A 24,789-nucleotide genomic window follows, 5' to 3' on the forward strand; every position below is an offset into this window, starting at 1 on the left:
TACTATAATAGAATAAATCCCTCAAAATTGGACTGCCCCCAAAAAGTTAGACGCTTTTTAGGGGCATTTTTATGTATAAGAAAGAAAAATTTAGTATTGATTTCAAATTGGAATGTATTGAACTTCATTTAGGTTCCCATCGTTCCATAAAATCAATTGCATTAGAAAAGAGTTTTAATGAATCTAATCTTCGCAAATGGCTTGGATTTTATAACAAGTACGGAATCTCAGGACTACAACCTAGAAAAAACAGAAGCTACTCCCTGGATTTCAAGATTAAAGTTTTAAAAGCCATCGAAACAGAAGGTATCTCACAAAGGGAAGCATGTATCCGATTCGATATCGCAGCTCAGTCTACAGTATTGAGCTGGCAGAGGGATTACGAAAAAAGTGGTATTTTAGGGTTAAAGAATACCCCCAAAGGAAGACCCAGGATTATGAGTGATTACAAACGTAAGAAAAGAAAGTCGGATAAGCCATTGACCAGGGAAGAAGAACTTTTACTGGAAAATGAAAGACTGCGAGCTGAAATTGATTTTCTAAAAAAGTTAGACGCCTTAACTCTCAAAAAGAACAAGCAGAGGCCATCGAAGGATTAAGGCGAAAATATGACCTGTCGCTCCTGCTGGATTGTACAGGTATGGCCAGAAGCAGTTTCTATTACCATCAGAAAGATCTTGATAAAAAGGATAAATATGGAGAAGTAAAAACTTTGATAAAACAAATTTATCATAGGCATAAGGGTCGGTTTGGATATCATCGTATTACCTTGATTATGAATCAACAAGGAATTGTAATTAATCATAAAACGGTCTTAAGACTGATGAAGACCCTGGGATTGAAAAGTATCGTTAGGGTTAAAAAATACAAATCTTACCGGGGAGAGCAAGGCAGGATAGCGCCAAATATTCTGAAGAGGAACTTTAAGGCAGATCAGCCAAACAGAAAATGGGCCACTGATGTGACAGAATTTAATGTCTCGGGCAGTAAATTGTACCTTTCGCCGATAATTGACCTTTACAATGGCGAGATTATCAGTTACGATCTCTCGGAAAGACCTGTCTTTACGCAGGTTGTGAATATGCTCAAAAAAGGGCTCAGAAAAATTAAGAATACTGAAAACCTCATCATCCACTCTGATCAAGGCTGGCAATATCAGATGAAGGCCTATCAGCAGCTGTTAAAAGAAAAAGGCATTATCCAAAGTATGTCCCGCAAAGGAAACTGCCTGGATAATGCGGTAATAGAAAACTTCTTTGGAACTTTAAAATCTGAAATGTTCTATACTAAGAAATTTAAAACCATTGATGAGCTCAAAAAAGAAATAAAGAAGTATATCAATTACTACAATAACGACAGGATAAGACTTAATCTAAAAGGAAAGAGCCCGGTACAGTACCGAACTCTTTCATATAATAATATTGTTTAATTTTGTCTAAACTTTTGGGTGCAGTCTAGACTGGCGGATTTATTCTATTTATCAGGATAATCTTATATTAGAATCTCAAAGTCGCTGCTACAGACCAGGTTCTTCCAAAACCAAGGAATCCTGTATTGCCATCTGCAACACCCTGATACACTCTGCCAGCATCCTGGTAAGTTTTTCCGGCATCCGGACCGTTGGCAATTTTATCGCCTGCGAAGATATTGGAGCTTAATTCAGAAATATAATATTTATTGAATAAGTTGTATACATTCGCTCTCAGAGTTAAAGATTTTTTCGCATCCAATGTGAATTTGTAAGAGGCTCCTACATCAAATAAATGATAGCTTGGCAATTTTACAATTCCTTTTTCTCTTGCCGCTTCAGTAAGGAAATTAATCGGGTTGAACTGTGCATACAGCTTGTCATAATATTCCCAGTTGGCATCAATACTGAAAGCTTTGGTGATATTATAATCAGCTCCGATGCTTGCTGTTGTCTGAGCAGCATCTCCAACTTTCAGGTCTTTGATATTGATTGTTCCTGTAGCTCCTGTTATTTCCTGGTTGTTCTGAACGTCAAGGATGTTGAAGTTGGCATTTCCTTTATATTTCCAGTTACCCAGTGATACCATTCCTCTCAGCCTAAGGTTAGCAAAAGGTCTTGCTTTGGCTTCCAGTTCGATTCCCTGGTGCAGCTGACCTACATTCAGTGCATTGTAGAAATAGGCATTTCCAAGGCTTAGCTGTGGGAATTTTGCAATATCCGCAGCTGTTGCGTTGAATGTCCTTGAGATAAATCTGTCATCCCACTGTGTTCTGTAAGCATTGATGTTCACATCTATATAACGTGATTTAAAGCCATATCCTAATTCCACAGAGAAGATTCTTTCATTCTTGGCATCGTTATAAATATTCTGGTTTGACGGGAATAAAGCATTGAATAACGGCTGTCTTGAAATAACCCCTGTATTGAAAAATACATTATGATGATCATCTATATTATAATTGGCACCTCCTTTTACAATATACCCCGTTTTGTGATACCATTTGGTCTCCTGGTTTCCCGGAGTATACAGCATATAGTCTCTTCTCTTGTAATACTGCTCGGAAAGGGATCCCTGAACAGATGCACTTAGTTTTTCAGAGCTGTATTCAACCATTCCATAAATCCCTGCCCATTTTACCAGACCTTCGTTGTGTATCGATACTTTCTGGGCATCTTTAAGTTTGGTAAGCGGTTCCGGTTTTACAGTTTGATTAATATAGTATCCTTTTGGAGCATTTGCAGTCCCAGGAACAAATAATGCATCCGATCCTAACATATCAGTCACAATGTCATACAAAGCTCCCTTGTACGTTTTAAGATCAATACCTCCGTTAAAAGTCCAGTTGTTTTTTTTGTAATTAAGGTCTGCAATAACTCCATACCAGTCATGAGCGTTGATACTTTGCTTTCTAACGATACCGTTGGTTCCGTTCAGTGTTGATACGTATTGTCCGTTATAATCACCAGGAGAACCTGCAGGGGCAGTAAAGGTTGATTTCTGGAAGGTATTTCCATTATAATCAGTTACCATACCGCCTCTGTTATAACGGTAAATCATATCCCAGTTGATCGTACCGTCTCCGCCTGCACCATAATTCATGAAATTCATGGTTTGTCCGGATGCATTTTTGATAGAACCGTTAAGTCCGGTACCGCCGCCGCCACGTCCCCATGAACCATAAAGAACTGTGGATAATTTCAGATTGTCATTCATCGTCCAGTCCCAGTTTAATGATGCAATAGGCTTATGATAGAAGTTCGGGGCCAGGTTGAACTGAGATCCGTTCAGCATCCCCGTTTGTGGGTTGTATCTTCTTCCATAGGTTTCAAACTGCTGCAGTGTTGCTACATTTGCCCCGGTAGCTGAAGATCTTCTTGTGTCGTGTACCTGTGGTGCTCCGGTAGCAATTAAATTGAATGCATGTTTTTCATTAGGCTTAAAACCTGTTGAGAAAAACCATGAGTAGCCTTCACCTTTTGTTCCATTGATGTATCCGTCACCTTGCCAGCGGGAAAGCAATACGGTTGTTCCCCATTTGTTTTTTAAGCCGGAAGAGTACATCGCAGATATCCTCGAGTAGTTATCATTTCCAACTTCTCCTTTAATCATTGCTTTTTGCTCAGCATCGGTGGCTTTGGTTACAATATTGATGGTTCCTCCTACAGACGGAACAACAAATTTAGATGCTCCCAGCCCTCTCTGAATCTGAATATTGCTGGCAATATCTGCCAATCCTGTCCAGTTAGACCAATACACCGTACCTCCCTGCATATCATTCACCGGCTGGCCGTTGATAATCACTGCAATGTTGGCACCGTCAAAACCTCTCATGTTGATTCTGCTGTCTCCGAATCCTCCGCCTACTTTGGTAACATACACGGATGGGGTAGACTTCATAATTTCCGGGAATTCCCTGTTCCCCAGCTTCTCCTGAATTTCTGCCGCCTTAATGTTGGAAACTGCAACAGGAGTTTTTCTCTCTTTGGCTGTTTGGGACAGGTTTCTACCCACCAACATCACCTCGTCAATAGATTTGGATTTTTCTAATGAATCCTTCGTACTCTGCCCGTAATACAAGGCTGCCGTAGGTAATACAAGCGCTATGATTAGTCGCTTTTTTAAAATAATGCTCATGAAATAAACTAGCGTGTTTGATTTTAAGGCTGCAAAGATGGATAATTATTTTTGAATTCAGTATTAAATCTTGAGGAAGTGATTTCATATTGTGTGCAGATAAAGCATTATTAATGTTTTTTTTTGAATGTATTAATTCTTTCAGATGACTAATTTACAATTTGTTACAGAATCCAAGATGGATAAAAACGGCTTTGTTTTAAATGAATATAATAATTATGTGATGCCTTATATTTTCGGTGAGAACCACTGGCTGTTGCTGAAAATGTACTATATCACAGGCTGTAGTGACTTGAATCATAAACTTTACACTATTGTTTTGATAAATTGTATCATATTTAAAACAATATTTATTTATGAAAAAGAATTTTTTTGAAAGGTTTTCGGATCGTGTTGTTTGTATAACCGGAAGTCCCGGTGCTTTTATTACTGCAAGTTTACTGGTTATTGTCTGGGCGGTTTCCGGACCTCTTTTCGATTATTCCGAAACATGGCAGCTCGTTATCAATACAGGAACCACCATTATCACTTTCCTCATGGTATTTCTGATTCAAAAAACTCAGAACAAAGATTCCAAAGCTATTCAGATAAAGCTTAATGAACTGATAGCATCCTATGAAAAAGCCAGTAACCGGCTGGTTGATATTGAAGATCTGACGGAAGAGGAGCTTGACAGGCTACATAAATATTATGAGAAGCTGGGCCAGCTGTCCAAAGAACAACAAAATACAAAGGACGATACAAAAAAATAGTTGAGAAGTCCGGAAATTATAAAAATATAATCAATGATTTTAAAATCTTCACAAATTGCTCACGCTGATTCATTGTCAGTGAAATCGTTAGTGCATTTTGTCATAGAACTGGAAAAACTGTTTAAGCGCATCGGAGAATATCTGCTTTCACGTAATGAAACTGTTTCAACAGCTGAAAGTGTTACTGCCGGATTTTTACAGTTTTCCTTTTCCCAGATGAAAGATGCCTCTCAATTCTTTAAAGGAGGAATGACAGCATATACTTTAGAAGAAAAAGTAAATCTTCTGGGTGTAGATGCTTTGGAAGCGCAGGAATATAACTGCGTATCTCCTCATATTGCTGAAACGATGGCATTACACGCAGCTGAATTATACAAAACAGACTGGTCTATTGGCGTAACAGGATATGCAACTCCGGTAGACGAATCACAGGGAAAGCTCTTCTCTTACTTCGCCATAGCCTATAAAGGAAAGGTTGTTCTTTCAGAAAAGCTAGATCTGCACTCCAGAACAAAGTCTGTTAACGCTCAGCTTTATTACAGTGAGTTCATTCTGGGATGCTTTAAGCTGGAGCTGGATAAGCACCGTAAAAACAAAGAATAAACCTATTCAATAATAAACTTATGAAAAATTTACAACTGAAAAACAAATCTGTCCTTATTACAGGAGCAGACAGCGGAATCGGTAAGGCCATAGCTCTTTTGTTTGCTGAAGAAGGAGCTGATATTGCATTTATACATTATCATGATGCCAAAGATGCCCGGAAAACAAGCCAGGAAATTGAAAATCTGGGTCACCAAGTTCTCTCATTCGAAGGAGACATTAATGACAGTGCATTCTGTAAGTCTGCTGTTGATGAGGTCGTTTCAAAATTCGGTGGAATAGATATCCTGGTTAATAATGCAGGAACACAGGTTCCCTGTAACAATATTGAGGACCTCAGGGAAGAAGATATTCGCAAGACTTTTGATTCAAACATTATTGGAATGATCCTGCTGACAAAGATTGTATTTCCTCATTTAAAAAAAGGTGGTGTTATTATTAATACAACCTCTGCCACCGCGTATATGGGCCATGAAGAATTACTGGATTATTCTGCTACCAAAGGAGCTATTGTTTCTTTCACCCGCTCACTGGCACTTCAGGCTAAACCCAAAGGAATACGCGTAAATGCCGTGGCACCCGGGCCCGTGGCCACACCGCTTACAGAAAAAACATTCGGGGAAGAAGATGAAGATCAGAATAAACCGCCGTTAGAACGTAATGCCTCTACTGAAGAAGTGGCTGCAAGCTTTTTATTTCTTGCGACAGACGCTTCAGTACAGTTCACGGGACAGGTTCTTCATCCGAATGGTGGTTTAATTGTTAACGGTTAATTATAATGTTGAATATGAACGGAGTTATTATACAGTTTTTCCACTGGTACCATCCGGGAAACCTTTGGAATGAATTTGTTGAAAAAGCAGAGTATTTAAGAGATTTAGGTTTTACTGCCGTCTGGTTGCCACCTGCCAATAAATGCAGTCTCAATATGGAAGGCCGGGGCTATGATGTCTATGATCTTTACGATTTAGGAGAGTTTGATCAGAAAGGGAGCATACCGACGCGGTACGGGACGAAAGCTGAATATTTAATTGCTATAGAAAAAGCGCATAAAGTGGGAATGTCTGTGTATGCAGATATAGTTTTAAACCATAGGATGGGAGGAGATGAAGAAGAAAAGATTATGGTGCATCAGCTGAATGAAGAAAACCGTAATGAAAGAATCTCTGAAAATATGCAGGTTTCAGCCTATACGAAATTTACTTTTCCGGGAAGAAACGGCGTTTATTCGGACTTTGTATGGGATTATCGCTGCTTCAGCGGTATTGATTATGTAATAAAAGAAGGCGAGGAGCTAAAGGGTATCTTTAAAATCCATAATGAATATGGTGAGGAATGGACGGATGCCGTAAGCCACCAGTTCGGTAACTACGACTACCTGATGGGAGCTGATATAGAATACCGTAATCCTTATGTTGTGGAGGAAATGAAAAACTGGATCAGATGGTATATGGATACAACGAAAGTTGATGGTATACGGCTGGATGCTTTAAAACATATTTCTTCAGATTTTCTGAAAGAATGGATTAGCTACATTAAAACAGAAATAAACCCCGAATGCTATATTCTGGGGGAATTCTGGAAAGATGAAGCTGAGAAAATTGAATATTTTTCTGATAAAATGAAAGATCTTATTTCCTGTTTTGATGCCCCGCTGCATTATAATTTCTTCAGGGCTTCAGAGGAAGGTAAGGACTATGACCTCAGCCGGATTTTAAAAGGAAGCTTTTTGGAAAAGAAGCCGGTTTTCTCAGTTTCTTTTGTGGAAAATCATGATACGCAGCAGCTTCAGGCTCTGGAATCTTTTGTGAAAGACTGGTTCAAGCCTTTGGCCTATGCTATTATTCTTCTTACCGATGAGGCTTATCCCTGTGTATTTTATCCTGATCTTTTTGGTGCAGAATATATTGATGTAAAAGAAGACCAGGAAGTGCATGTTATCATGCCGAAAGTTAAAGTTCTTCCCGATCTTCTGGAAGCCAGAAAGCTTTTTGCCTACGGTAAGCAGATCGATTATTTTGACCATCCAAACTGCGTGGCTTTTGTACGGACAGGAAATGAAAAGCATCCGGGCTGCGTTGTGATCATGTCTAACAGCGAAGAAGGCTACAAAGAGATAGAACTGGGAAAAGAACATGCAGATTCGGGCTATATTGATTTCTTAAAGAACCGCCACGAAGAAATTCATACTGATCAAAATGGAAAAGCAGTATTTAAGGTAAATTCGGGTTCTGTAAGTGTTTGGGTGAAAAAAACAGACACCATAAAGAGTTATTAGGCTGCAGAACCATTTTCGGCAAACAGCTGTTCCTGATTATATCTTAAAATATTTATTCCGGAAGGCAATTTTAGATACCACATCTTTGTATTTCAGACAAAAATGGTCTTATAGTTGCAGATTTATCACCAATCAAACACTAAAATATTATATTATGGAAACTAAAACAGCAACCAAAAAGGCACCGGCCAAAAAAACAACAACAGCGAAGACATCCGCAAAAACTCCGGCTAAAAAAGATGCAGCCAAAGGTTTGGAAGATCTTTTTGAAGATTCTCTGAAAGACATTTACTGGGCAGAAAAAGCACTACTGAAAGCACTGCCTGTGATGATGAAAAATGCAACCGATGAAAAGCTTAAAACAGCTATCGATAAGCATATTACTGAAACGCAAGGTCATGTTGAAAGGCTGGAAGAATGTTTTAAGGCATTAGGTAAAAAGGCCCAGGCAAAAAAATGTGATGCCATGCAGGGATTGCTGGATGAAGGGAAAAGCATTATGGAAGAGACGGAACCCGGAGCAGTAAGAGATGCGGGTATCATTGCAGCTGCACAAAAAGTTGAACATTACGAAATTGCTACCTATGGTACACTTTCAGCATTCGCAAAAGTATTGAAAGAAGAGGAATGCCTTAAAAATCTTTTAAGCACATTGGAAGAAGAAAAAAAATGCGATGAACTGTTAACAAAAGTTGCAGATACCAACCTTAACAGCAAAGCGGTGTAGAAGCTATGCATATTATAAAAAAGGAGACCCTGTTTATTTGGGTCTCCTTTTTTGTTGGTAAGGGTTTCCGGTGCTTGTTCCTTTCTTATCCTTCTTTATTAATATTTCTGATATTGACCGCCATTATTCTGCTGCTGCTGCAAATCATTTTAAATTCCTGTTGAAAAGGCATTGTTAATTTATGTATCATATTTAATATATTTGCAGATATGTTTTGTATCAATATATTGAAAGAATTATTTGCTTTAGCAGAAAATAGTAATAACAATGGGGCAGCTTAGTTTATTTAATCCGGAAGAACTGTATGAATTTCCAAAAGACCTGCTGGAATACAGAGAGCATTTCCTGAATCAGGACGAAGCCGACCGGCTTAAGGCTCATGTGCTTGAAACCGCTCCCTGGAAGCAGCGTACCCAGAAGATGTATGATAAGATGGTGTTGACCCCACGCTTAACCGCATGGTATGGTGATCCGGGAAATGCTCATCCTTCGGGTACCGGTGAGCTGGAAACCAATTCCTGGACTCCTGAGCTGCTTTCTTTAAAGCAGAAAATAGAGGAGACCTTCGGGTATCAGTTCAATTCCGTATTGCTAAACCTTTACAGAGATCATAACGATTCTGTTGCATGGCATCGGGATAAGGAAAGCAGATATGGAAAACGTCCTGTGATTGCATCGGTGAGTTTGGGGCAGACCAGAAACTTTGACTTCCGGAAAAAAGATCATCATCAGAGCAAATACAGCCTGCCTCTTCCTCATGGTTCATTATTGATAATGAAAGGAGATCTGCAGGAACATTGGGAACATCGCATTGCTAAATCTCTTACCCCTATGAAAGAGCGTATCAATCTTACATTCCGGTTGGTCCATCCGCTGCAGGAATTCGGTACGTAATGGTTTACGATACGTTCTAATATTTGCAATAAACCTTTTTTGGCAAAAAAATTGTTGCATTTATAAACAAGTCAGCTAGACTTTATATAGATCATCACTTAAAATGTATTATTATGAAAAATCTTGTAGTAACAATTTTTGCAGCTGCTGCTTTAATAGCCTGCAAAAAAAATGAACCGACAGCAGACAGTCAGTCTAAGGAAAGCACAACAATATCTGCTCCTGCAGAATCCGGGATGACGGTAAGCGATTCTACCAAAATGTCAGAACCAAAAGACCAGGCCTCCACGCTCAGCGATCAGGACAAAAAGTTTGCAGATGCTGCAGCGATAGGAGGTTTGATGGAAGTTATGATGGGAAAACTGGCCGCAACGAATGCTGAAAGTTCAGCGGTAAAATCTTTGGGAGCTATGATGGTAACAGATCATACCAAAGCGAATGATGAACTTAAGAAATGGGCATCAGGAATAGGGTATACCTTACCTGCAAGCTTAGATACAGAAAAACAGAAGATGTATGATGATCTGAAAGCTAAGAAAGGAAAAGACTTTGACAAAAAGTATACAGATCTTATGGTCAGTGATCATAAAGAAGATATAGAAGCCTTCAATAAAGAAGCTTCAGAAGGAAAAGAAGCTTCCCTGAAATCATTTGCCAGTAAGACCCTGCCTACATTAAAGCATCATTTACATGAATCCGAAAAAGCTAAAAGTGCAGTACAGTAATATCAGAAATGTACTGGTCTTATGATTTACATTATAAGACAGGATATGTTATTCATATAATAAGCTCCTCTGTGAGGAGCTTATTATTTTATTGTTCTTTCTTTTTATATTCTTCAATTTTCTTAAACTGCCTGTAAGAATCTTTCAGGTTATGAAGCTGTTCAGAGACAACTTCTGTGCTTTTTTCACTAAGATTACCTGTATCCAGCGCATTTTGATAAGCTTCTATCGCTGCTTTTTCTCCAAATACTACATTTTCTAATGTAGACTCTATCAGATTTCCCATGGTAAACGAATTTTTAATGTCGATCCATGTTCTGTGAATGGCTCCTGCGAGGGACGTTGAATCCTCCGGAACACCTTGCTTTTCTGTGATGAGGTTGACCAGTTCATTTTTCATAATTTTCGATTGCGAAATCATATGATCATATTCATCCTTTACATCCGGATACATTTCCCAAACTTTTCCTTCAACTTTTTCAAAGCCTTCTATTCTGTCATTGGTAATGTGAAGTAAATCATTGAGTACCGGTATTTCTTGCTGATGATCCATACTATAATTTTTTAGATTTGATATATAATGATTTACTAAATTATAACTTACCGGGCAGACTCTTTATAATCCTGATCATATATTTCAAAAATAAAAGCCTCATGTATTTTATTTTTCAGGAAAAAACTGCACCTTTGCCCCAACAATGGGGTGCTGCGGATACAGTGGCTGAGATGATACCCAGGAATATATTTCCACACCTGATCCGGATAATGCCGGCGTAGGGATTGCTTACTTATCATCTCATCATTTGATTTCTAAAATTAATATGATGCAGGAAATTTTAAAACAAATCACATGGCCTGAATGGTTCGGGGTCTTATTTTCAGTAATCCAGGTTTTACTGGCCCGCAAAAACAATGTCAACAATTATCTTTTCGGGACTGCAGGTATTCTGCTTACGCTGTATGTGATGCTGACCTCAAAGCTGTATGCTGAGTTTACATTAAATCTTTATTATCTGGTCATGAGCATTTACGGATGGCTTTACTGGAAATTCGGGAGGCAAAAATCCGAAATGGAGATCTCTGTGACATCAACCGCTGAAAAATGGATTGCGGGAGGAATTGTCCTGGGAACCTTTATTTTATTCTGGTCTTTTCTCACTCATTTTACAGATTCGGATGTTCCGGTATGGGACTCTTTGGTAAGTGCCTTTGCCTGGGCAGGGATGTGGCTGATGGCGAGACGGAAAATTGAAAACTGGGTGATCCTCAATATCAGCAATATTATTTCCATTCCATTAATGATTCATAAGGAATTATATCTCTATGCTGTTTTAACGTCATTTTTATTTTTAGTGGCGATCTCCGGTTATATAGAATGGCAAAAACTCATCAAAAACAAAGCAGATGCTCAGCACTAAAGATATCCGGAAAGAACTTCACGGAGCTTCTTCAATTTCTGATAAAGTAATGCAATATATTTATGAAGAGGGATTGCTTAAGATCTGGGTTCCCCGGCAATATGGTGGACTCGGCTATCGTTTTGAAACAGGAATTAAAGCATTATTCGAATGGGCAGAAACCGATGGGAGCTTTGGCTGGATGCTGACCCTTTGTGCAGGAGCCAATTATTTTTCCAGAAATATCAAACCTGAAGCGGCACATTTACTTTTTACCCATCCCACAACCTGTTTTGGCGGAAGCGGCATGATTGGCGGAACTGCTGAAAAGCTGAAGGATCATACTTACCTTATCAATGGTTTCTGGAATTTTGCAACCGGAGCGCCATATCTGACCCATTTTACACTGAATGCTAAAATCACACAAAACGGGAAACCTGTAACGGATCGTGATGGGCGCGAAATTATTCGTTCATTCATAGTTCCGAAAGATCAGGCAGAAATTATTCCCAACTGGAAGTCCATGGGGATGAAAGCCACCAGTACTTATTCTTTTGCCGTTGAAAATGTGATAGTAAATGAAAACTGTAGTTTTGTGTATGATCATTTTTTTACCAATGATATTCTGGACAGCATTCCTTTTCGGGTTTTTGCAGATTTAACTTTGCTGGCCAATTACCTGGGAATGGCTTCTCATTTTATTGAAGAAGCAGAACGTATCCGTCCTGAGCTCAATTTTAAAAATTTTACTGCGTCTGTTGAAAAGCATCTGAACAAAATAGTAAACATGGCAAATGAGGTAGAAAATATACTTGGGAATCACAAAAGTATTTCTGAAGATCAACAAAATGAGATCCACAGATATGGAGTAGAGCTGGTTCAGAAATTATCCCTTCAGATTCTTACTGTATATACACAGCTGGGAATCCGGGCAACGGATACTCATTCTGCGGTTTATCAGGTATTCTGCGATTATTTTACGGCGGCAATGCATTCCAATTTCAGACCTTCTGAAGATGCTGTCAACTTTTCTTTCTGAGGAAACATATCCAAAATCAATATGAAATTATTTCTGTTAATATGTTTATATGATTAAATTAATAATACATATTCATTTATTTCACTATATTTGGAATAATAAACTGATTCATGAAAAAAGGCCTATATAAAGCCTTTTTAAATTAAAAACTACAATAGAATTGAAAGATTTATTTTCACTGGAAGGAAAGCAGAAGGATCATGCTGTAAGGTACTTTAAGAAAAAGATGTACCAATGGATAGAAGAAGAGGACCGGATCAATGTCAGGATTAAAAGATGGTATGGGACCATGAGTATATCCTGTTTGATTTGTGATGATTTAATTACTTTAATTATTGTAAAGAAAAAAGCTGGCCTGTTGTATGAAAAGTATACAGTGCTGTAACCTTTTATTAAAAAATTAGGCAAATTAATTTATAGCTCCATAGAGTTTATGATAACGGCCAGTCAATATGATTTTAGATAGTACCCGAAGCAGGGTAGGTCTTTCTCTTTGTCTAATTTCCAAATTTCTTGACCCGTATCTTTTTCTCAGAAACTTTAATGACAAAGGGTTCGAGGTTTATTATTTTTCCCGCCTGAACTGTAAAATCCCGGGTTATTTTCTCACAGTATGTATGAGCGGGTAATGAGCTTTCAACAAGCTGTATTCTGTAATCTCCGGATCCGAGGAAAGATCCTATTTCGCCATTGTCATCTGTCACTACGTGCTGTATAAACTTATCTTTATCATAGATGTTGAAAATAATTCCTGCCGTTTTAGGCTCAAATTCCAATGCCTTTTTAGCATCAAATTCATAATTTATTTTTCCCAGCATTGTTCCGTTCTGGTGCAGAGGAATTTGTAGAAAACAGCTGTGTTTTTTCACTTCAAATTCCATTTCATTATAATACCAGCCCTGTTGAATCACTTGTTTTAGCATATATTTTCCAAACGGAATGGCTTTATAAACAATTTTGCCTTCATTATTTGTTTTGAAAGAAACATTATTGATCATAATAATATAATTTTCAGCACTTTGATCACCTTCATCATAAATATTATTATTATTGTGATCATAGTATACAACGGCTGATATTTCTCCTTTCCTGGCCGCTATCAGTCTGTTAGGCTGGAAATTAAGAGTAACTCCTGCTTCAACGGTAAAAAAATTGTTGTTAAAATTGCTGGAAGAATAATTGTACCACGAAGAATTGAGGAATACTCCATATCTTTCTTTTGTATATTTCAGGTTAACAAATCCCGACGGGGACTTACCATATAAGACATCATCAGTATATGATAATCCTGAAGTAATAGTAAGCTTTTCGCCAAAAAGGTTCTTGTTAAAAAATGCGGAGAGTGAAAACTTCTTATAAGTGATATCCTGACTGATGTTTCTTGAGGAAGCAAATTCAGAAAGATAATAGCTGCCATACTGATATATTCCGTTTATATTAAACCATTTGTAACTATAATTTCCTGTGGCCTTCATCTGATATTGTGCATGATCAGCATCAGGGTATCGGGCCGATCCTGCTTCCAGTGCCAGTAATGTAGAATGCTTTTTATTATTGCTTATCCAGGTTAGATTTTGGATGACTCTCAATGCTTCCAGCTTTTTTATCTCCAGGTTTCCAGAAGTATCAAAAAAGTTATTATAAGAGTTAGAGTTTTCCTGCTGATATTGTGCGCCCGCTGCAAATCCGAAATTTTTCCTTTTCGCAAAGTTGATTCCAATATCTCCTCTCGTCGTATTTGATTTAAAATCATTATTAAAAGAATAAAATTTTGGAGAGAAGTTAGAAATCATAATATTCGCATACAAATAATGATTTTCAAAAATCTGGGTTGTAATATTCTGCTGTATCTGTAATATGCCTCTTCTGTTTCCGGGATAATAGTTGGTGCTGTAGAAATAATTTCCATTCAGATTGAATTTTTTAATACTTCCTGAATATTGTGATTCTAAAGCCATGGAAGGCTGGGTAAGATTTGAATTTTCATAAAAACTCAGCCCGCTGTATATGCGGGAATTCATTTTCCAGTATTGGTTGAAAGTATATTGAATATCCGTCCCCAATACATTATGACTAGCTTTTTCATAAGGGTCCTTCTTGAAGATGTATGTTGCTGAGAAATTCTTTGAGGCATTTTGAACGCCAAGAATTCCTTTGGCATAAAATCCATATCCATATTTTAGAAAAGAATTCCTTTCGATAAGGCTGAAACTCTGATCTACGAAACCTACTTCTATTTTCTTTTCTTTGTCTAAAGAGGTATAGCTATATTCTGCACCTCTTCCAAATAATGAAAGCTCCATAAGCTTACTGATATTCCCCAGGGTAAATTCACTTTTTTCTCTATGATAGGATACGTAGGTATTACTCACCACAGGATCGCTTTGGTTGTTGAGGGTATAAATATTACCCCGGATAAACATATAGCCTGAAGGAACATTAAAGCCGCCTGACCCTATCAGCTGATACATATCTGTAGCATTGCCGACGCGTCTGTAACTGGCCGTAATGGTATTTTTGCTGTAATTTGAAAACAGATCAAACTCAACGTCCTGATAGCGCTGTGTAGAAGAAACATTTTGTACAGATACAGATGCATTGCCAAAAATTTCCTTATCAGGTTCTCTGAAACCTGCAATATTAACCGTAAACTGGGAACTTCTGAGCAAATTGCCTGAAGGTAAAAACCGAAAAATAAATACGGAGTCTTTCTGGACATCAATAGTGCCTTTTTTTTCAATAAAAAGGTTTTTCTGGACAGCTTCCGGAATTTTAAATACAATGGTGACATGCTGCTTTTTGTTTCCTAAATTGGAAACCCTTGCCCGGACTTCCAAAGAATCTTTTTGCATTCCCATGTAGACAACGGGGTTTTCAGCAGTTATCTTCATAGTGTTATTCTCCGTCACCGCGTAGGAAAGTATTTTTTTTACAACCTGATGATATTTTTCATCAGTAATGGTGAAGGTGAGATCCGCTTTACCGGAAACTATAGAGTTGCTGGTAAGCACTTTAATGGGAATAAACAGGTTCTGGCCGGCATTCAGTTCTATTTCAGAATTATTGTCAGAAATTGTCCTGAAACCTTTGGGCGTTTTAACATCAATTCTCCCTTTAAAATGATTGTTTTCATTGTTTTTCAGGACGAGCAGAATATCTATAATGTTAGGATTACCCGGATTATGCTCGTTACGGATCTCCATGCTTATACCTGTATCGGCCTGAGCTGAAACCCAAACAGAAAGCGGGATCACAAAAAAAAGCAGTATTTTCCTGAGCACCTTGTTATGAAGCATTATTAATTATTGAGGAGTAATCTCAAATTGAAGAGTTGTGGTATAGTCTTCTGCTTTAGCATTGATAAACCTTTCATCATTAGCCTGGGTAGAATATTTCATATCATAATACACCTCAGCATTCTGTGTAGAACCGCCATTAGCAATAAGCTGTGGTACTGTACTCAGCAAAACAGTATATACATTACCCATGTTACCAGAAACAGGTATAAGGTTAAGCAGTACAGAATCCAGAGGAAGTGAATTTCCGGAAGAAGAACTGAACTGAGGCTGAAGGGATTTTAATTTGATCTGATAATTAGTATTACTTTTTACAATCAATGCATTAGAATAGGCGACATTGGCCCCATTTACATAGTCCTGCATATTTTTAAACTCAAGGTTCGCATTCATAGCCGAAGCTCCAAATTGCATAGACAGCTCCGGAATATCTGTAGGGCTACCTGAAAGTGTGCCGATCTGAAATTGAAAATTATGATCTGCAGTGCCAATTATATTGTTGTACTGATCATAGGCCGTAAACTGTAATGGCGCAATAAAAGTGATCCAGGCAGGATAGGCCGAAAGATAAGATCCTCCTGCCAGAGTAAGGCTATATTTAATCTGCAGGTTATAATAACCGTTTGGCTGAGCCGGCTGGTTAAATAATGCTGCATTTGACTGCGGAATTAAGAAAACTTCCTGTCCTTCCTTCAAAATCACATTAAGAGGCATGCCAATTTGTGGAATAGATGGAACGGGGTTTGGGTAAGCCTTTCCTGATGATGAAACCGGCTGAAAAGAAATTTTATTCGCGGGTAAAATATAATTTCCCTTATTGGATGTAACAGGTTGTTTCAGCCTTACTGATATTCTCCAGTAAGGGACATTGAAATTACCATTTCCCGATAATGTAAGCGTATAGGCATCGGGATTTGTATTACCGTTATAAGAATTAATCTGCAGATAACCGTTTACCCAGGAGCTGTATGAAATTTGTGAAAAACAGCGCATGGAGATCAATAGTATGAGAAGGCCTAGTTTTTTATTCATAGGTAAAATTCAGTTCTGCCAATTCCAGATTATTGTTATCACCATAATCAATCATTACTGATGCCGTATATTTCCCTTTTAAAAGTGATGCAGGAAGCGGAATATTCACTTCTCTTTTATTGCCGGGCATCGTATAGAAAATAATCTGGTCAAGGGATACCTTATTTCCGTTCTCTGTATTGACAAGTTCCGTTTGTATTTTTCCGTCTGTCCATATATTGCCTTGATTTTCAAATAATAAGCTAAGGTCTTTTTTTGACTTAGCCAATGTCAGGTTATGGATTTCAATTTTTTTATCAGCTTTTGCCGTAAACTTATGAAAGAGTTTAATTCCTGACCGGATACTTACCTTAATGTTGGCTCCTTTATTATCCACATCATTCACAGGATTCATCTGGCTGACATACAGAACCGCAGTATGGGCTAACATCTGATCTGATATAGTTGGAGGAGTAATGGTTACATCAATATCTTTTCTTTCACCCGGACCCAAGGTAAAATAGGTATCTTCATTTTTTATGGATACCCAGCTGGCACAAGATGCAGGCAGTGTATTGGCCGGAAACATTTTGTTTTCTCCCGTTTCATTATATTCCCAATCACCGAGGCTAACGGCCATATCCAAAGAATTTTTGGCGCTTACATTGGTGACTGTTACTTTTTGGGTGGAACTTTTCCCTGCGTCAGATTCAAAATAAAGCCTTGGAGGAGATACAGATACCCCTGTCTGAGCTTTGGCTTCAGAACACCAAAAAAATAAAGAGAGTAAAGTGATTATATAAAACCGGTTCATTATTATACTTTGCTACTAAATTAAAGATAAAGTGCTACAACTTGTAACACTTTATCCGTATAGTTTATATAATATCTAAATACTTATTGTGAAATAATAGTATAGGTTAATTCAGTTGTATAAACGGTAGGATCCTGACCCGCAATATAATTGTCAAGGTAAGCATTTGCACCTGCACCTTTATACTCGATGTTAATTTTTTTATCTACACCGCCATTTGCTGATGTTACCAATATTGCGTCGTTAGCGGAAAGCTGTACATTCTGTGCATACTGAGCTCCGTTAAGAACTTCAGTTCCAGCACTTGCCTTAATCTGAATTGTATTGGTCTGAATGTTCTTAGCGCCACTTTGCAATGCTGCATTAGCACTCTTTACTTTAACCTGAAAGCCTCCGGTACTATAAATGCTTAAATGATCAGCATTTACAGATGATACTCCGTTGGCATAGTCATCTTTGGTTTTATAGTCTAGGTTAACAACCTTTTGAGCTGGATTTACAATAAGAGTTTGGATAGGCTTAAGTCTTACATTTAAGGTTACATTTTGCTGAGCCTTTAAAGTTACAAAACCAAATAGTGCTATAGAAGCCACAATATATTTCTTCATAAAATAACGGGAGTTTTTATTAGTGTATTAATTCTTGTTTTTTTTCAGGTGCAAATTTATAGCGGGCTCTAAGTACTTGTTTTGTAAAAAAGTACTAAAGATTTGTAAATTTGGTTTTTGAAATAATCTTGCTAATAAAAAGTATTTTATAAATAAATAGGCGATTTTAAGTTAATAAAAAATTGGAAAAATTATTAATGTTGTTAAATCAATATTATATTATTGTCAATTTACTAAAAACAAAAGATTGAAAATTAAAAAAAATAATATTTAATACATAGAAAACAGGCTCCAGATCGGCTTATTGAGATATTAAAGTTAACATCATAGAAGTAGACTTATCTTTAAATTGCTTTATAATTTTATCTATTTTCTGATTTATCATGAATTTTTTTTCTACAACTCCATGCTGACTTTTGATGAGGTGGTATTCTCCTTCATCATCCTGTTGAATTCCTAACTGAAAACCAGATGGACTTGAAATGACCACGGAATTTACCTCCGGTTCCATGCTTTCACCGGCAGCATCGTCACTTATTTCACTGTCACCCCCAAGAGCCAGCGTTTGAATAGGGTGGAGTCTTATATTGACATGAACATCATCCACCTGAGCATACATGCTCATTGAAACAAAAAAGAAAATTACTGAAAAAATACATCTTGTCAACATATGCTAATTTTTCACTGATCTGTTATTTATCCAAAAATACAATATTATTTTTACATTATTTCATTTCTGAGGGATTTTTTCCTGTATGTTTCTTAATAAAATTGCTAAAATTGCCTTCATCACTGAATCCCAGTTCATAAGCAATTTCAGAAATATTATTGCTTGAGAAATTAAGAGATTTCTTGCATTCATTAATGAGTTTTTCAATAATTATATGTTTGGCAGTTTTTCCCAGAACATATTCTGTCATTTCAGTTAATTTTCTCGGAGTGATATTGAGCTCACCGGCATAGTAGGAAACCTTTTTAGCCTTTTTATAGTCTCTCTGCAGAAGAACTTTAAATCTGTTTACGTAGTGGAGATAATCAAATTTGATATCTTGTTTCAGTGTTTCAGCCGGGATATAGAGAAAAGCATCCAGAATCAATCTTTCAATAGCGTTATGGGCTGCCGAAATGTATAAGCTTTCATCTTTATGCTGAAAACTCTGCATTCTTCCCATAAAAACCACGTTCATTTCTTTAATATTTTCAAAAGGGGCAATAAAAACATCAGAATCATAATTAAAAAAAAGCCTTGAATTGATAAACATACTGTCTTTTGCAGATCTTTCATAAAAACTTGATGAAAATGCGATTATATAAATTTCGCCCCTTTTCGTTTCACCAAATACAATTTGTTTTTGAGGTCCTACAAATGCTATATGGCCGGCTTTTATGGGATATGGAATATTTTCGATCTCCAGTGTTATATCTTCTATAATGATGTAAATACAGAAATATTCGAGTGTATTAAAACTTCTTTTATTATTATTTCTCTGTATAATATTACTTAATGTGTTGATACTAAATCCTAAATTCTTTAATTGCTCTGTGATCACGTACATATAATAAGCTTCAATAAAAAATGGTTAATCTATTTTAGACAAGGATAGATCTATAATTGGTTTCATAGTACAATATACTATTAAAGAAGGATTAATTGATATATCTTTTTGCATTTATAAATCATGTATTTATTTTTTTAACCTCTTGGTCATGTTAGACAAAGTGAAGGCTGAAAATTTTTCACTTATTGTCCTGCAATAAAATAACGGCTGAAAGTATATGCAGGGTATGAATAATGCCTGAAATCCATCTTTATATCCTGAAATTCTTTAAAAATTTTGTTTCGGCTGGTGATAGAAGGTTCAAAAATTTATCAAATCCACGGGTAAGATCGAGTATCAGATCATTTATTCAATAAAAATTAATAAAATTAGTTGCACATATCATTTAAATACTTACTTTTGTACCGCTTTAAATAATACGGGGGATTGGCGCAGTTGGCTAGCGCGTTTGACTGGCAGTCAAAAGGTCACGGGTTCGAATCCCGTATTCTCCACTACAGGAAAGCCCTTCTTAGAAGGGCTTTTATTAAATTTATACTTTTGGAAGCGTATTAATCAATAACAAAATTAATACGTATGAAAATTTAAACTTCGGATGTAAGAGATCCGATTTTTTAGTAACAACTCAAAAGATGATTGGTTTATTCAATGTCGCTTTACGAGCCAAACCGGTTCAAGGATGAAAGAGCGGAAGCAAATCGAAAAGTTGCTGGTTCACCAATTGATACATTCAGATCATTATTAATTTTAATGTTTAAATAATTTTTTGACTCTGTTGAAAGTTTTTCAGATGATTAATTTCTTCTGGTTAGCTTCTTACTAAATACATCACTTTGATTTTATCCTGCTTTTATGAATATACCCTTCTTTTCCTTCATTGGTTTTTACCAAAAACCAATCTCCAGTATTATCCAAAACCTCAATATGTTCTCCTGATTTTACCTTTTGCAGAATTTCTGAGGAGATGTTTTTATCTTTTCTTAAATTGGTATAGCCATCTGGATCTTGAATCTTCCAATATTCTTTTTCGACCTTGATTATATAGCTTTTAAAAAAAGGTTTATATTTCACATTATAAAGTAAAAGTTCATTCTTATCAAGATTAGTAATTGTGATTTCATTCATGTAATTATATAAATTATAATAAACAACTGTTTTACTCTTCCATTCTGTATCGTACGAGGGAGAAAAAAAAGCTTCAATTTTACTTGATTTTTGTTCTATTTGCTTTTTTAATTGTTCAATTGTAAAACGGTCTATAGAGTTTTCACTTATCAATAGTGCGTCCTCGTTGATTTGAATTTCAACTATATTGTCTTTAAAGTATTTTTCATTCGTTAAGAAAGCAGAGGGTAAACTTTGAATAATATATTCAGTAAGCTGATCTTGTTTGTATTTATATTCTCCTTTAATAAAAAAATAAGGTTTATATAAAAACAATTGAAATAAATATAATTCATAATTTTCTAGGTAATACCCTAAATTCTCATTATTATAAACTTGTGACAAGAGGTTATAAGATCTTATGTCATCAAGCTGTTGTATTCTGACTAACAATAATTTAATAAAAAATATCTGTTCATATTGATTTTTGTCAAAATTTCGATTACTTAGATATTTAAAAAAGTCTTCTCTAAATGTCTTATCTTCTAGTGAACTTATACTTATTTGCTCTATATATTCTCCATTGTATTTATACTTATTAAAATCTAAACCATCTATAAATGATTTAGAAATATTTACTCCATCTTTTAACTTATCATCTATATGTACTATTTTTTCCATTTCTTTATTTTTTTCAATATTTGTATTGTTCTTGTCTTTGCATCCTACTATCAAAGGCAAAAAAAATAATAAAAAGAATTTAATATATTTTTTCATACTATTTTTTTATTGTTACTTTTCCAGGTTTAACGTTTGGATTACTTTTTTTATAACCCACCCACCAATCATATAATGCTTTTGCATCACTATCCCAAACTCTTATACATCCTTGTGTTCTTTTTAACTGTTTTATTTCATATCCTTCCTGTCTCCCACCATGAATCCTAATAGCACTCCTTTTGCTTTTTGCTGCTTCATCACTATTACCATGAATTGGTTCAAAAACTAAACGTGGATTTGGTCCATAAGATTCTCTGTTCTCTTTATCAGAAGAATAAAATGGGGTACTCTCATTTATTTGAAATTCTCCGAAAGGAACGTCAGCATTAGTTTTCATATGATCTTCACCTGCTATTCCTTCTAATAAACAATCTTTAATGGTTAATACAATTTCTTGATTATGATTATATACAAAAATTTTCCCCCTTCTACAATTAGATCTAACTTTTGTTTTTTCTAAATGTGTACAGTTATTTCCTGTGTACTGTTCAGTAATTATAATATTCCAGGTTCCTTTGTCCAAAATAGGTTTTGTCTCGGATTTTTCTTTTTCGCACTCAAACGTTTTTGCGGTATTTAATTTTCCTTCTTCATAAAATTTTGTAATATTCTTCTCTATTTCCCAAATATAAGTTTTACCTGGACCATCATATTTATTTTCACCGTTTTCATACCATATTTTCATTTCATCATATAGTTCTTTAAATGCTTGTACTTTACCCGAACTCTTTTTTACTTTTATATTCTTATGTATTTTCCCTTCATATAAAAAAGATGGATTTTGTCTGTAGCCGTAATGCCTGGATTTACTTAAATCTGTCAATTTCCCATTTTTATTATATGCCAAAGGGTATTGATTATCAAAAACAACATGGTTGGGTTGATTTCCTTTTCCAACATCAACAGGCATTAATATTGATAAATAGAAATCTGTAAGGGTGTTTATTTTATCTTTCTTTTTTGCTAAATATTTCTCAACATAATCTAATTGCTGTATTGCGGTCATTTTTAATAAATCAGCTCTTGTTGTTCCAACGGATTCTGCCGCAGAATCTCCAAATTGTATTAATCCAACGTAATTTTTTCCTTTTCCTGCGGTTGGTGAAAATGTTCTTCCTGTTTCCAGCGCCATTCCTGCCATTAATAGATTTGGATCTTTACCTAATCTTTTAGCTATTTGTACCACCTTTTTCCTAAATTCACAACTTACTTTTCCTCCCCAAATTAAATCTTTATATTGTTCTTTACAAATACAACTAGAAGGAGTTTTCCCTTGCTTCGGTTCTTTCACCATTGTTGCACTATTTCCACTTTCCGCCTCAGTAGGCACAGCATCCGCACTCACAGGCATCACCGCAGATTTTACAGAAGTATCATTATGTATTATTTCTATAAAATAATCTTGTCTACTACTATCAGTGCCACCATCTCTGGCTTTGTCAAACATTTGCTTTGTAAGCTGTACCCCTATAAAATTAGAATCACCTGCCAATACACAATCTTTTTCATAAATTAAATCATGAGTCCAGCTGAAATTGTCTTCCTCCCATATTTTGATCTTTACTTTTTTATTCTTCATATCCTTTGCCATGATTTTTACAGCTACAGCTGTTCCTACTTTGGAAGAGTGGAGTCTGTTTCCTTTTCCATCAACAAATTCAGCACTCAGGATCTTTCCTTGTGGGTCATCACTTTTTTTTCCGCCTGTGGTGACTGGGAATTTTGCTGAATTCCCATCAGGTTTGGGTTTCTCTGGAACTGGAATTGTTTTAGGCTTTGCCGGTGTGGGAGTATGCCCTTTAGGAACCTCTTTTTTTCTTGGAGGTTCTGGAATATGAGTAGGGTTAACTACATTAACGTTAGGACTTGCTTTTTGGATATGTTTGCTCACTACATCAGCCGTTACGTAATATTCATGAGTTGCTTCCTCGCTTTTATCACCTGATGCAGTGCGTGCATTGGCAATCAGTACAGCCATCGTGTAAAAGGGTAATCTGAAAACAGCTTCTGCCATTCCTTTTTCATTCACTCTGCTAAGAACAGGTACAGGATTTATCTTATTCAAAGCATTTACTGTGGGGTTGTGTCCTTCACCCTGAGCATCATCTTCCCAAAGGGTAAAAGCAATATTCATCTCAAACATTTCTACACAGTATGCCCTTGCAATAATGGTGTCTTTGTAGCTTAACTTTTTACCTTTGGGAATAGGCTTATAATTGGCATCCAGAAGTTCCACCCTGGTTATTTTAGATTCTTTAGCCCGTTGTGGATGTACAATCAGTTCTCCATAGTCTTCGCCCTGACGTACAATGATCTTTATTCCCTTATGCAATAAACTTTTCTGTCCGAAAATATACGGAACTATTTGGCCTTCTTTATCGCTTCCTCCTTTTCTCCAGCCTGTTTTGGTCTGTACCATAACTTCCCAATGTGTCTTGGATACCTGCAAAGGACTTTTAGTAGGTTGTAAAGGATTCAGCCAGCCATTTATTGTAGAAACAGAATACATTTCCTGTTTTCCGATCACAGGCTTGTCATTTCCGATGATTGTTAATTTTCCCATATTTGTGTTTGTGTTTATTCGCAGATGTTTACATCTTCTTCCTGCTCATCCTGAAATTCTTTGTAGTCAAGCAACGGGTTAATATTCTGCTGCTGTTTTGGATCTGCATTCCTGATATTCTGCTGGGTTATCTCCGCAGTTTGTCCATGATCTTTTATGGTTATTTTACCACCCGTGGAACACATAAGTTCAGAAAGTTCTGTAATACAGCTCTTATTCATGACTTTGGTTTTTTTATAGGGTTTTTGCCATTTTCCTGCAGCAGCAAAAGCACAGGGTAAATAACCTCCTGAACTTGGTTTGAGCTTACACTGTCCAAAGCTGGGACCAGATGGTGTGAATTGTAGATCATCTTCTGTAACGGCAAGATAATCGGCTTGTCCATCTTTATTATTCCAATAATGTTTTTGGTGTGAGGTTACTTTAAACTGTGGAAACTGATTGCCTTGATTGCACTGTGCTTTTCCTTTTTGGATCACGAAATATTTACCGTCGTGAGGGGATGAATTTTCTGACATCGTATTGTGTTTTTG

Annotated in this window: 23 protein-coding genes and 1 tRNA gene; 13 read left to right on the top strand and 11 right to left on the bottom strand. The window is 36.4% G+C overall.

What is annotated here, in order from left to right:
• The first annotated feature begins 71 nt into the window (after positions 1-71).
• A complete protein-coding gene (locus ACP3T3_RS03220) occupies positions 72-599 on the top strand; it encodes a helix-turn-helix domain-containing protein (protein ID WP_426477658.1) in 528 nt (175 codons plus the stop codon).
• Entirely contained in the window at positions 587-1,429 is an 843-nt protein-coding gene (locus ACP3T3_RS03225) for an IS3 family transposase (protein ID WP_426479936.1), read from the top strand. The genes ACP3T3_RS03220 and ACP3T3_RS03225 overlap by 13 nt, the downstream gene beginning before the upstream one ends.
• A 67-nt stretch (positions 1,430-1,496) precedes the next feature.
• On the opposite strand, the gene ACP3T3_RS03230 is transcribed toward ACP3T3_RS03225, so the two are convergent.
• Entirely contained in the window at positions 1,497-4,106 is a 2,610-nt protein-coding gene (locus ACP3T3_RS03230) for a TonB-dependent receptor (RefSeq protein ID WP_426478492.1), read from the bottom strand.
• 356 nt (positions 4,107-4,462) lie between these two features.
• On the opposite strand from ACP3T3_RS03230, the gene ACP3T3_RS03235 reads away from it, so the two are divergent.
• The 7 genes from ACP3T3_RS03235 to ACP3T3_RS03265 all read left to right on the top strand — a co-directional run bounded on the left by ACP3T3_RS03235 (position 4,463) and on the right by ACP3T3_RS03265 (position 10,085).
• Positions 4,463-4,858, top strand: coding sequence for a low affinity iron permease family protein (locus ACP3T3_RS03235; RefSeq protein WP_426478493.1), 396 nt, complete (start codon positions 4,463-4,465; stop codon positions 4,856-4,858).
• Positions 4,859-4,891: 33 nt separating this feature from the next.
• A complete protein-coding gene (locus ACP3T3_RS03240) occupies positions 4,892-5,461 on the top strand; it encodes a CinA family protein (protein ID WP_426478494.1) in 570 nt (189 codons plus the stop codon).
• 20 nt (positions 5,462-5,481) lie between these two features.
• Entirely contained in the window at positions 5,482-6,234 is a 753-nt protein-coding gene (locus tag ACP3T3_RS03245) for an SDR family oxidoreductase (RefSeq protein WP_426478495.1), read from the top strand.
• 14 nt (positions 6,235-6,248) lie between these two features.
• A complete protein-coding gene (locus tag ACP3T3_RS03250) occupies positions 6,249-7,739 on the top strand; it encodes an alpha-amylase (RefSeq protein WP_426478496.1) in 1,491 nt (496 codons plus the stop codon).
• Between the two features lie 154 nt (positions 7,740-7,893).
• Positions 7,894-8,466, top strand: coding sequence for a ferritin-like domain-containing protein (locus tag ACP3T3_RS03255; protein WP_426478497.1), 573 nt, complete (start codon positions 7,894-7,896; stop codon positions 8,464-8,466).
• A 267-nt stretch (positions 8,467-8,733) separates the two neighbouring features.
• Positions 8,734-9,360, top strand: a complete 627-nt coding sequence (locus tag ACP3T3_RS03260; protein WP_426478498.1) for an alpha-ketoglutarate-dependent dioxygenase AlkB family protein — start codon at positions 8,734-8,736, stop codon at positions 9,358-9,360.
• Between the two features lie 113 nt (positions 9,361-9,473).
• Positions 9,474-10,085, top strand: coding sequence for a DUF4142 domain-containing protein (locus ACP3T3_RS03265; RefSeq protein ID WP_426478499.1), 612 nt, complete (start codon positions 9,474-9,476; stop codon positions 10,083-10,085).
• Between the two features lie 88 nt (positions 10,086-10,173).
• Here ACP3T3_RS03265 and ACP3T3_RS03270 read toward each other — a convergent pair whose 3' ends face one another.
• Entirely contained in the window at positions 10,174-10,638 is a 465-nt protein-coding gene (locus ACP3T3_RS03270) for a PA2169 family four-helix-bundle protein (RefSeq protein WP_426478500.1), read from the bottom strand.
• A gap of 268 nt (positions 10,639-10,906) precedes the next feature.
• On the opposite strand from ACP3T3_RS03270, the gene pnuC reads away from it, so the two are divergent.
• The 3 genes from pnuC to ACP3T3_RS03285 all read left to right on the top strand — a co-directional run bounded on the left by pnuC (position 10,907) and on the right by ACP3T3_RS03285 (position 12,906).
• A complete protein-coding gene (gene pnuC / locus ACP3T3_RS03275) occupies positions 10,907-11,503 on the top strand; it encodes a nicotinamide riboside transporter PnuC (RefSeq protein ID WP_426478501.1) in 597 nt (198 codons plus the stop codon).
• Positions 11,490-12,521, top strand: coding sequence for a hypothetical protein (locus ACP3T3_RS03280; RefSeq protein WP_426478502.1), 1,032 nt, complete (start codon positions 11,490-11,492; stop codon positions 12,519-12,521). Before pnuC ends, ACP3T3_RS03280 begins: the two co-directional genes overlap by 14 nt.
• Positions 12,522-12,681: 160 nt before the next feature.
• Positions 12,682-12,906 (top strand): hypothetical protein, encoded by a 225-nt coding sequence (locus ACP3T3_RS03285; protein ID WP_426478503.1) that lies wholly within the window; start codon positions 12,682-12,684, stop codon positions 12,904-12,906.
• Positions 12,907-13,018: 112 nt separating this feature from the next.
• Here ACP3T3_RS03285 and ACP3T3_RS03290 read toward each other — a convergent pair whose 3' ends face one another.
• From ACP3T3_RS03290 to ACP3T3_RS03315, 6 genes are all read right to left on the bottom strand, one after another.
• Positions 13,019-15,817: a hypothetical protein gene (locus ACP3T3_RS03290; protein WP_426478504.1), complete on the bottom strand. Its 2,799-nt coding sequence runs from the start codon at positions 15,815-15,817 to the stop codon at positions 13,019-13,021.
• Between the two features lie 6 nt (positions 15,818-15,823).
• Positions 15,824-16,849 carry a hypothetical protein gene (locus tag ACP3T3_RS03295; RefSeq protein WP_426478505.1) on the bottom strand — a complete coding sequence of 342 codons (1,026 nt, stop codon included), beginning with the start codon at positions 16,847-16,849 and terminating at the stop codon, positions 15,824-15,826.
• A complete protein-coding gene (locus ACP3T3_RS03300) occupies positions 16,842-17,642 on the bottom strand; it encodes a fimbrial biogenesis chaperone (RefSeq protein WP_426478506.1) in 801 nt (266 codons plus the stop codon). Before ACP3T3_RS03300 ends, ACP3T3_RS03295 begins: the two co-directional genes overlap by 8 nt.
• Positions 17,643-17,725: 83 nt before the next feature.
• On the bottom strand, positions 17,726-18,250 hold the full coding sequence (locus ACP3T3_RS03305) for a hypothetical protein (RefSeq protein ID WP_426478507.1): 525 nt from the start codon (positions 18,248-18,250) through the stop codon (positions 17,726-17,728).
• Positions 18,251-18,551: 301 nt separating this feature from the next.
• Positions 18,552-18,920: a hypothetical protein gene (locus ACP3T3_RS03310; RefSeq protein ID WP_426478508.1), complete on the bottom strand. Its 369-nt coding sequence runs from the start codon at positions 18,918-18,920 to the stop codon at positions 18,552-18,554.
• A gap of 55 nt (positions 18,921-18,975) precedes the next feature.
• Complete coding sequence (locus ACP3T3_RS03315) at positions 18,976-19,806, bottom strand: helix-turn-helix domain-containing protein (RefSeq protein WP_426478509.1); 831 nt, start codon at positions 19,804-19,806, stop codon at positions 18,976-18,978.
• A 423-nt stretch (positions 19,807-20,229) separates the two neighbouring features.
• Here ACP3T3_RS03315 and ACP3T3_RS03320 point away from each other — a divergent pair.
• Positions 20,230-20,303: transfer RNA gene (locus tag ACP3T3_RS03320), tRNA-Ala, on the top strand.
• Between the two features lie 334 nt (positions 20,304-20,637).
• On the opposite strand, the gene ACP3T3_RS03325 is transcribed toward ACP3T3_RS03320, so the two are convergent.
• The 3 genes from ACP3T3_RS03325 to ACP3T3_RS03335 form a co-directional block, all read right to left on the bottom strand.
• Positions 20,638-21,690: an SH3 domain-containing protein gene (locus tag ACP3T3_RS03325; RefSeq protein WP_426478510.1), complete on the bottom strand. Its 1,053-nt coding sequence runs from the start codon at positions 21,688-21,690 to the stop codon at positions 20,638-20,640.
• Between the two features lies 1 nt (position 21,691).
• The gene (locus ACP3T3_RS03330) at positions 21,692-24,202 is read right to left on the bottom strand and encodes a L,D-transpeptidase family protein (RefSeq protein WP_426478511.1); all 2,511 of its coding nucleotides are present in this window, start codon (positions 24,200-24,202) and stop codon (positions 21,692-21,694) included.
• Between the two features lie 68 nt (positions 24,203-24,270).
• Entirely contained in the window at positions 24,271-24,774 is a 504-nt protein-coding gene (locus ACP3T3_RS03335; RefSeq protein WP_426478512.1) for a DUF4280 domain-containing protein, read from the bottom strand.
• Positions 24,775-24,789: the final 15 nt, after the last annotated feature.

Origin of the sequence: Chryseobacterium sp. CBSDS_008 (genome assembly GCF_049959325.1) — a bacterium.
Lineage (GTDB): Bacteria > Bacteroidota > Bacteroidia > Flavobacteriales > Weeksellaceae > Chryseobacterium.